The organism is Andreprevotia chitinilytica DSM 18519, from assembly GCF_000711875.1.
In the GTDB taxonomy this organism is placed as follows: domain Bacteria; phylum Pseudomonadota; class Gammaproteobacteria; order Burkholderiales; family Chitinibacteraceae; genus Andreprevotia; species Andreprevotia chitinilytica.
Map to the genome: position 1 here is coordinate 536,876 of NZ_JONM01000002.1, position 8,983 is coordinate 545,858.

7 protein-coding genes are annotated in these 8,983 nt (G+C 62.1%); 4 read left to right on the forward strand and 3 right to left on the reverse strand.

The window, feature by feature from the left end; genetic code table 11:
* Window positions 1-116: 116 nt before the first annotated feature.
* Window positions 117-1,202 carry a LacI family DNA-binding transcriptional regulator gene (locus BR41_RS05225; RefSeq protein ID WP_084186843.1) on the reverse strand — a complete coding sequence of 362 codons (1,086 nt, stop codon included), beginning with the start codon at window positions 1,200-1,202 and terminating at the stop codon, window positions 117-119.
* Window positions 1,203-1,483: 281 nt separating this feature from the next.
* Between BR41_RS05225 and BR41_RS05230 the strand changes: the two genes are divergently transcribed.
* From BR41_RS05230 to BR41_RS05245, 4 genes are all read left to right on the forward strand, one after another.
* The gene (locus BR41_RS05230; RefSeq protein WP_035053535.1) at window positions 1,484-2,422 is read left to right on the forward strand and encodes an ABC transporter substrate-binding protein; all 939 of its coding nucleotides are present in this window, start codon (window positions 1,484-1,486) and stop codon (window positions 2,420-2,422) included.
* Window positions 2,423-2,577: 155 nt separating this feature from the next.
* Window positions 2,578-4,098 carry a sugar ABC transporter ATP-binding protein gene (locus tag BR41_RS05235; protein ID WP_035053537.1) on the forward strand — a complete coding sequence of 507 codons (1,521 nt, stop codon included), beginning with the start codon at window positions 2,578-2,580 and terminating at the stop codon, window positions 4,096-4,098.
* 166 nt (window positions 4,099-4,264) lie between these two features.
* Window positions 4,265-5,350, forward strand: coding sequence for an ABC transporter permease subunit (locus BR41_RS05240; RefSeq protein WP_211251665.1), 1,086 nt, complete (start codon window positions 4,265-4,267; stop codon window positions 5,348-5,350).
* A gap of 165 nt (window positions 5,351-5,515) precedes the next feature.
* Window positions 5,516-6,559: an aldose epimerase family protein gene (locus tag BR41_RS05245; protein ID WP_051710184.1), complete on the forward strand. Its 1,044-nt coding sequence runs from the start codon at window positions 5,516-5,518 to the stop codon at window positions 6,557-6,559.
* A gap of 150 nt (window positions 6,560-6,709) precedes the next feature.
* On the opposite strand, the gene BR41_RS05250 is transcribed toward BR41_RS05245, so the two are convergent.
* Both BR41_RS05250 and BR41_RS05255 read right to left on the reverse strand, forming a co-directional pair.
* Window positions 6,710-7,894: a hypothetical protein gene (locus BR41_RS05250; protein ID WP_035053539.1), complete on the reverse strand. Its 1,185-nt coding sequence runs from the start codon at window positions 7,892-7,894 to the stop codon at window positions 6,710-6,712.
* 18 nt (window positions 7,895-7,912) lie between these two features.
* Complete coding sequence (locus tag BR41_RS05255) at window positions 7,913-8,818, reverse strand: sugar kinase (protein ID WP_035053541.1); 906 nt, start codon at window positions 8,816-8,818, stop codon at window positions 7,913-7,915.
* Window positions 8,819-8,983 lie beyond the last annotated feature (165 nt).

The following is an 8,983-nucleotide window of genomic DNA, read 5'->3' on the forward strand; positions in this document are numbered from 1 at the left end:
TAACCCACGCGGGACGACGTCCCAAATCGAGCGAATGTAGAAACTTGCCACGTAGACTGCGTGGGTTACGCCCTCCCAAGAGGGCTAACCCACCCTACGAAAGATGTTGCCTTGTATTAAGCCGACTCCCGCACCACTAGGCGCCCTGCATAGCGCTTCTGATACAAGCCGGTTTTGGTGATTGCCCCCGGCTCCAGCTGCAAAAACTCCACCGCCGCCCGTCCGAGTTGATCGATGTCTTGCCGCACCGTCGTCAAGCGCGGATCGAGGTATTCGCAGATATCGATATCGTCATGACCTGCGACGGCAATATCGCGGCCAGGGTGGCGGCCGAAGCGGCGTAGCGCTTGCATGGCACCCAGTGCCAGCCGGTCGGTTGAGCACAGGATGCCGCTGATATCCGGGTTCAGCAGCCCGCCACCGCCGCACCATGCCAGCATTTGTTCATACGCATACGCTTCGAATTGCCACGTTTGCGCGGCCGGGGGCGTGGGGATGATTTGCGGGGCTTTGCCGGCGCGTTCCATCGCCTCGATATAACCGGCCAGCCGTTCCGGGCGGGACGGAATGGCGATCTTCGGTGCGCCGAGATACGCCGGGTTGATGCCCTTGCTCAACAGGTAGTTGACCATCAGCCCGATGCTCTGCCGGTTGTCGTTCATCACGAAATGGCAGTCGGGGTGGATGTAGCTGTCGAGATAGATCAGGCGCTGTTCTTTCTCGAAGCCGGCCAGCAGCTCGCGGTTGCGGTCGCTATCGAGCGGGGTGATGACGATGCCGTGCACTTTCATTGACCGTAGCGCCAGTAGCGCGGCGGCTTCGCGGGCCGGGTCGTTGTTGGAGATCTGGATCACGACTTGCAGCCCGAACTTGGCGGCCTCTTGCTCGATCACCTGCAGCACCTTGCCGAAGAACGGTTCGCTGATCGCCGGCAGCACCACCCCCACCAGATTGGATTTGCCCTTCACCAGACTCACTGCATGCAGATCCGGCACGTATTGCAGTTCGCGGCAGGCGCGGTCGATGCGTTCGCGCGTTTCCGGCTTCAGGCTCACGCTGCCGTTGAAAAACTTGCTCACCGTGGCGCGGGATAGCCCCGCCGCGATGGCGACGTCGTTCATCGTCACAACGCCGTTGGCCCCCGACGAAACAGGTGCGTCGCCGGGTGGTGCCCGGTCGTCGGCAGAGTGTGAAGTTGGCATGCATTACTCCGGTGCAGTTTACGCGTGTCGATTATAGATTTTGCCCGGCGATAGCGACAGGACTGCGTGGATTTTATTGTGTGCTGCACTGCAATAGGGCTTTCGCACCTTAAGTGAAATTCCTTATACCGCTGATCGGCTCGGATTTGGTGCAATGCTTGCGCAATAAGTTTACACGTGTAAATTAACGACCAACGACGGTGCAGTTGCGTCGTAGCAGCAGCGCACTCACCGCGTTGCGAGCGCCAAACAAACATATCTTCATGGATCAGGAGTTCGAAATGCGTATTCGTCAAACCGTACTGATGGCCGCTTGTGCCGCCGCTTTCTCCGTACCGGCTTTTGCCAAGCCGCTGAAGTCGATTGGCGTCACCGTCGGTGATCTGGCCAACCCGTTCTTCGTCGCTATCGGTCGCGGTGCGCAGGATGCCGCCAAGAAGATTGCCGGTAACGATGTGAAAGTCACCACCGTTTCCAGCAAGTACGACCTGAACACCCAGGTCGGTCAGATCGAGAACTTCATCGCCAACAAGACCGACATGATCATCGTCAACGCGGCTGATCCGAAGGGCATCGCCCCGGTGCTGAAGAAGGCGCGTGATGCCGGCATCGTGGTGCTGGCGGTGGACGTGGGTGCGGAAGGCGCGGATATCACCGTGATGTCCGACAACACCATGGCCGGCTCCGAGTCGTGCAAGTTCCTGGCCAACCAGTTGAAGGGCAAGGGCAACGTCGTGATCATCAACGGCCCGCCGGTGACTGCCGTGGTGGATCGCGTGGCTGGCTGCAAGAAGGTGTTTGCCGGTTTCCCAGGCATCAAGGTGCTGTCGGATAACCAGGACGCCAAGGGCAGCCGTGACGGTGGCATGGAAGTGATGGCCAACCTGCTGACTGCGCACTCGAAGATCGACGGCGTGTTCGCAATCAACGATCCGTCCGCGATTGGCGCCGAACTCGCGCTCAAGCAAGCCGGCCGCACCGATGTGAAGGTGATTGCCTCGGTCGATGGCGCACCGGATGCCGAAGTGGCGCTCAAGGACAAATCCAGCCTGTTCGCCGTTTCCACCGCCCAGAACCCGTACAAGATGTCCGCCATGGCGGTGCAGATGGGCTACGACTTGATGAACGGCAAGAAGCCGGCCCAGACCACGGTGCTGCTGCCGACCCCGCCGATCACCAAGGCCAACGTCGCGACGTACCAGGGCTGGACCAAGAACTGATCCAGATGAGCTAGATGTTTTGTAGGGGCGAGCTTGCTCGCGATGGCAATGGTTAATAAACAGTGCTATCGCGAGCAAGCTCGCTCCTACAGAAAGCCCTTCCCGCTTTGCATGTGGGGAAGGGGCCTCAATTGCTTCTCACTGGATAGCAGACGATGAACACCACCGTTCTGGAAATGGCCGGTATCAGCAAACGTTTCGGTGCCACCAAGGCGCTCGATAACGTCCGGCTCGAAGCGCGCAGCCACGAAATTCTGGCCCTGATGGGCGAGAACGGCGCGGGCAAGAGCACGCTGATGAAAATCCTCTCCGGCGTGTATCAGCCCGATCAGGGCGAGATCAAGCTGGCAGGCAAACCGATCCGCGTTACGTCGCCGGCGGATGCCCGCGCCGCCGGGATCAATCTGATTTATCAAGAACTCTCTGTCGCCCCGCATATGACGGTGGCGCAAAACGTCTTCATGGGCAGCGAGCCGCGTGGCCGTTTTGGCCGTGTCGATACCGAGGCGATGAACCGCCGCACGCGTGAAGTGCTCGATAGCCTCGGCGCGCGTTTTTCCGCCGATACGCTCGCCGGCAAGCTCTGCATTGCCGACCAGCAGCAAGTCGAAATCGCCCGCTCGCTGGTACACAAGAGCCGCGTGCTGATCATGGATGAGCCGACCGCCGCGCTATCCGATCGCGAAACCGATCGGTTGTTCGAGGTGATCCGCAAGCTGCGTGCCGATGGCATCGCCATCATCTACATCAGTCACCGCATGGCCGAGATGGTCGCATTGGCGGATCGCGTTACGGTGCTGCGTGATGGCGGTTTTGTCGGCACGCTGGAACGTGAAGAAGCCCAGCCCGAGCGCGTGATCCAGATGATGGTCGGCCGCCCGCTGGGTGACTTCTATCAACCGCGTATCGATGTGGTACCGGGGCCGGTGCGGCTGGAAGTGCGTAGCATCGCCAGCAGCAAGATTCGCGATGCATCGTTCTCTGTACGCAGTGGCGAGGTGCTTGGTTTGGCCGGTCTGGTCGGAGCGGGGCGTACCGAACTCGCTCGGCTGATCTTCGGCGCGGACAAGGCCAAGCGCGGTGAAATCCTGCTCGATGGCGAGCCGGTGCAAATCAACAACCCGCTTGATGCCATCAAGCGCGGCATTGCCTACGTGCCGGAAGATCGCAAGGGCCAGGGCTTGTTTCTGCAGCTATCGGCGCTGGCCAACACCAGCATGAACGTGCTGAGCAGCAACGCCCGTTTCGGCATCCTGCAGCACGGCGCGCTGCGCAAACTCACCCAGGATGCGATCAAGCAACTGGCGGTGAAGGTGCCGGGGCCGGATGGCATCGTCGGTGGCCTGTCGGGCGGCAACCAGCAGAAATTGCTGCTGGCGCGCTGGCTGGCGATCAAGCCGCGCGTGCTGATTCTGGATGAGCCAACCCGCGGTGTGGACGTCGGGGCGAAGAGCGAAATCTACAAAATCATTCACCAGCTGGCCGACAGTGGTGTGGCGGTGGTGGTGATTTCCAGCGAACTGCCGGAAGTGATCGGTATCTGCGATCGCCTGTTGGTGATGCGCGAAGGCCGCATCAGCGGCGAACTCGTCGGCCCCGGTGTGAGCCAGGAAGCCGTGATGACATTGGCGACGCACGACACCGCAGCGGCTGCGCTTGAAGCCGCCGTGCATTGACTGACCTGTTCCAGTGGGCGAGCGAGCCAAAGCAGGTCGCTTCCGCCCGGCGCACAGAAACCGGAATGTACTTGTCGGTACATGAGGATTTCGAGCACCGGACGGGGGCGAGATGCGCAGGCGCAGCTGCCCAATGGGATAGGTTCTGAACCAAGGAGCAACGATAATGAATTCACTGATCAACAGGACGCTGGCCCGTTTGGGCTGGCTCAGCAGCGTGGTGCCGCAGGCCGGCGCAATCAATCCGGCCGCCGCGCCAGCGCGGGAGGCGAATGTGAAAAAGATCTCCGCCCGGGACATCTTCAACCGCGTCGGCATGCTGCCGGTGCTGCTGCTGATGTACATCGCCTTCTACTTCCTCACCGGTTACCTGAGCGAAGACGGCACGTCGAACTTCATGTCGACGGCCAACACCATGAACATCCTGCGCCAGACCTCGATCAATCTGGTGTTGGCTTGCGGCATGACCTTCGTCATCCTCACCGCGGGTATCGATCTGTCGGTGGGTTCGGTGCTGGCGGTGTCTGCCGTGCTGGGCATGCTCACCTCGCTCAGCCCGCATTTCGCCTGGGCCTCGTTGCCAGTGTTCATGCTGGCCGGTCTGGCGATGGGGGCGCTCAACGGCGCAATGGTCGCCGGCGTGAAGATCAACCCCTTCGTGGTCACGCTCGGCACCATGACCGCCTTGCGCGGCGCGGCGTATCTGTTCGCCGATGGCACCACGATTCTCAACCGCAACATCCCGAGCTTTGAATGGCTGGGCAACAGCAGCTTCCTCGGCTTGCCGTGGCTGATCTGGGTGGCGGCGGCGGTGGTGCTGGTGTCGTGGTTCATCCTGCGCCAGACCGTGCTGGGCCTGCATATCTATGCGGTTGGCGGCAACCCGCAAGCGGCGCGGCTGACCGGCATCAAGGTCGGCTCGGTACTGTTGTTCGTGTACTCCATCGCCGGCTTGTTCTCCGGTATTGGCGGGGCGATGAGCGCGTCGCGGCTGTATGGCGCGAACGGCAACTGGGGTACGGGTTACGAGCTGGATGCCATCGCGGCGGTCGTGCTCGGCGGCACCAGCCTGATGGGCGGCGTCGGCTCGATCTGGGGCACGGTGATCGGCGCGCTGATCATTGGCGTGATGAACAACGGGCTGACCATCATCGGCTTGTCGTCCTTCTGGCAATACGTCGCCAAGGGCGCGGTGATCGTGCTGGCGGTGATGCTGGACAAGTGGCGTCAGCAGCAGTCGATGACCAACTAAGAAGCCCACAGCGGTCTCGACGCAACCGGCTGGATCTCTCCGCCGGTTTTGTCGGCCGCTCACCTCTTCATATCCAAGTAGCTAATCCATGAATGCGATTTTCTTGATGCGCACCGCTATCCGCGATGCGCAAGGGCAGGGCTGTTCGTGCTGGAGCGATCTCCGATGAACATGGCCGCTGATACCGCTGTTGCCGGATTGAATGACAGCACGCACGAAGGTGTGCGCGAATCGGGCTGGACGCTCGACTGGGCGCATGGCGAGGCGCATATCCAGGCATTGGGCGGCATGCTCGGCCCGGTGCACTTTCGCCTGCCGGATGGCCGCAACTTCCAGCCTTTCTATGTCGCACCGTGGGCGGATGACCCAGCGCTGCCGCCGCTGTTGCGGCGTATGCGGGGGGAGTGGCCTTGCGTGCCGTTCACCCGCCCGGACGTACCCGCAGGTTTGCCGGCTGGCTGGCGTGCGCAACCGACCTTGCCAGACGACATCCACGGCCCCGGTTCCAATCAGCCCTGGCATCTGATCTGCCGCAGCGAATCGCATGTCGTGCTTGGCATCGATTACCCGGACAACCACGCCATCCGCTCGCTGCGCCGGGAAATCCGCGCCGATCCGGCCAGTGCTTGTCTGCATATCAAACTGACCATCGAACCGCGCCGTGCGACGGTGATGCCGGTCGCGCTGCACCCGACCTTCCGCTTGCCGGCTGGCTCGGGCAGCGGCTTGCAGCTGGAGCCGGGCGCATTCCGTGCGGCGCATACCTATCCAGTCCAGTTTGAAGATGGCGTTTCGACCCTGTTGCCCAACAGCAGCTCCGGCAATTTGCAGATGCTGCCCGGCAATGATGGCCCGGTGGATTTGAGCCGCTTGCCATTGCCGAACCAGACCGAGGAATTGGTGCAACTGCAGGATTGCGATGGTGTGTTCGGCTTGCTCTATCGCGACGAAGGCGTGCGCGTCACTCTGCGTTGGGATGCGCGCCGTTTGCCGGATGCGGTGCTGTGGGTCAGCAACGGCGGCCGGGCGCACGCGCCGTGGTTGGGACGCAATTTTGCGTTGGGCGTGGAGCCGGTGTGTGGGGTGTTCGAGCTGGGCGGTGTGGCGACGCCGCCGGCAGATCATCCGCTGGCGACCCGCAAGGGCTTGCTGCTACGGGCGGGGATTCCGGTGGAGATTGCGTATAGCGTTGGCGTTGCGCCGGCGTAGTTCCAAAACCTCGTAGGAGCGAGCTTGCTCGCGATGGCGCGGTTTGGTTAACCATTGCCATCGCGAGCAAGCTCGCTCCTACAGGTGTTCTTCTCAATCGGTTTTGGTTTTCTCTGTGAACCTCTGTGGTTCAAGGTGTGGATCTTGAACTTATAGCGCTTTCAACCGCGCCAATGAATCCGGCCGCAACATCCCGTAGTTGTAGAACGAGAACGCCTCCACCCCGAGCGCCTTCAGGCCGTTGTACGCCGCGCTGATTTCCGCGCCATCGCCCAGATCCGGCACGCCGGGACGCAGGATGGCGCGTACCTTGCTCACGTCGCCCACGCGGCGGATCGTGTCGACCGCATCGGCGATGACTCGCCCGGCGTTGGGCTCGTAGAACGGCACTTCCACACCATCCGCTACCTTGGCCAAGCCGGCCAGATCACTGCCTTCCAGCCACGTTTGCGCGGTCGGGCGTTGCACGGTCGGGATGACGTAAAGCGCGACGGATTGCGGCATCTCTTCACGCACCGTGCGCACGAATTCGTTCACGCGGTTCTGGCGCAGGCGGACGAAGGCGGCGAGGTCGGCATCTTCATACAAATCCGCTGCCAGCCACGCGCCGGCTTGATCCGGGGCGGCATCGACATTGGCCGAGAGGTAGCCGTCGACCCGTGTACGGACACGGCCGGCCAACCCGTCGGCATCGATGCCCTTGTCCTTGGCCGCCGCTTTGCAGGCATCGCAGAAGCACAGGCCGAGCATGGTATCCAGCCACACATTGCTGCGAACCTGCGCGAATTCATGGTGATAGCCATGATTGAATGGCGCCCAGCCGGGGCTTTCCAGCGTGAGGCTTTGCCACGGCAGCGTTTGCGCGACATCGGTGGCAAGCGTGACGCCATAGTCGAACACGGCCGGCTGCATCGGGCACAAGGCATATACATAGCCATCGCCCCAGGCGTTTTTCGTGGTCAGCTCCGGGTGTAGTTCACCGAGTTTCGAGTTGTGGAACAGCACCGTCCAGGCGGACATCGCCAGTCGGCCATCGGCAGCCAGATCGTAGGCGACGCGGCGCTGGGCCGGGTCGGAATGCGGGTGAGCGGGCAGCGCCTTGTAGCGCGACACGGTCGGCTCGAAATACAGCGCGCCGTCTTCCGGGAACACGACCCGGCCACCGACCTGGCCCGGTCGCGGTGGACGGATGAATTTGCCGGCGTGGTAGGCCGTGGCCAGCTTGATGCCATCCAGCCCCAGATCGAGGATTTCGTTCACGACGCCTTTTATGTCGCGGCCGGCGATATCCCAGCTGTAGGTGTACAGCGAACGTTGTGCTTGCTTCTGGCTCATCTCAGTCTTCCTTGGGTTTTAGTTTTGGGTTGGCATTGCAGCGGACGGCATGATCGCGCCCGGGTATTGAATGACGGTGCCGGCGAGCCGGTGGCCGTTTTGTGCGGCCTGTTCCAGCGTTGCGCCGTTGATGCGGGCGGCGAGATAGGCCGCCGCGAATGAATCGCCCGCCGCGCAGGTATCGACGACTTTTTCCACCGGGGCAGCGCTGACACTGCCGCGCCCGCTGGAGGTGGCGACAATGCAGGGCTGGCTGCCACGCTTGATGATTACTTCGCTGCCACCGGCCTTGAGCACGCGGGCGATCATGTCGTCCGCCGTGGCAGTGCCGAAGACGGCGGCTTCGTCATCTTCGGTCAACAGGGCGATGTCGGCGATGCCATAGAGCTGGGCGTAGGCATCGCGTGCGGCGGCAGCAGACCAGAGGGCAGGGCGGAAGTTGTTGTCGAACCAGACCTTGCCGCCGTCCATCTTGAATGCCCCCAACGCGCCGATCAGATGGGCGCGTTCGGAGGTCGGGAACAGGGCGAGGGTGATGCCGGAGAGGTAGACCGCATCAAGGCCATCAAACAGCCTGGCGAAATCGATGCCGCTGGCGAAGTAGTGTCGGGCAGCGCTGTCGCTGCGCCAGTAGTGAAAACGCCGCTCGCCGTGCTCATCGGTTTCGACGAGGTAGAGGCCGGGCATCTTGCCGGGCAGGCGGGCGATGCGATCGGTGACGATGTGCTCGGCCTGCCATTCCTGTAGAAGCTCGGCGGAGAGGCTGTCTTCACCCACTGCGGTGAGGTAGCGGACGGAGTGTGTGCTGCCGCTCAGTAGCCGGGCGAGGTAGACGGCGGTATTGAGCGTATCGCCGCCGTAGGTTTTGCGCAGTGGCGAGCCGCTGAGTTCGATCATGCATTCGCCGAGGGAGGCAATTTGCATTTGGGTTTTCCTCTTTTGCTGCTGTTTCTAGGTTCAGCGCCTGCGGCGCGATTTAAAGGCATTACAGCGCGTTCCGCCGCGCGGACGGGGAAGGGACTTTGTCTCGCCAAAGCCCCCTCCACCCCAAAGGCGACCCTGCAAAAGCGTCTGTCGCAAGCGCCAGAT

Bases quoted from the DNA above. Each gene is read 5' to 3' on its own strand.
- BR41_RS05225 (WP_084186843.1), bottom strand. From the start codon at position 1,202: ATGCCAACTTCACACTCTGCCGACGACCGGGCACCACCCGGCGACGCA.
- BR41_RS05230 (WP_035053535.1), top strand. From the start codon at position 1,484: ATGCGTATTCGTCAAACCGTACTGATGGCCGCTTGTGCCGCCGCTTTC.
- BR41_RS05235 (WP_035053537.1), top strand. From the start codon at position 2,578: ATGAACACCACCGTTCTGGAAATGGCCGGTATCAGCAAACGTTTCGGT.
- BR41_RS05240 (WP_211251665.1), top strand. From the start codon at position 4,265: ATGAATTCACTGATCAACAGGACGCTGGCCCGTTTGGGCTGGCTCAGC.
- BR41_RS05245 (WP_051710184.1), top strand. From the start codon at position 5,516: ATGAACATGGCCGCTGATACCGCTGTTGCCGGATTGAATGACAGCACG.
- BR41_RS05250 (WP_035053539.1), bottom strand. From the start codon at position 7,894: ATGAGCCAGAAGCAAGCACAACGTTCGCTGTACACCTACAGCTGGGAT.
- BR41_RS05255 (WP_035053541.1), bottom strand. From the start codon at position 8,818: ATGCAAATTGCCTCCCTCGGCGAATGCATGATCGAACTCAGCGGCTCG.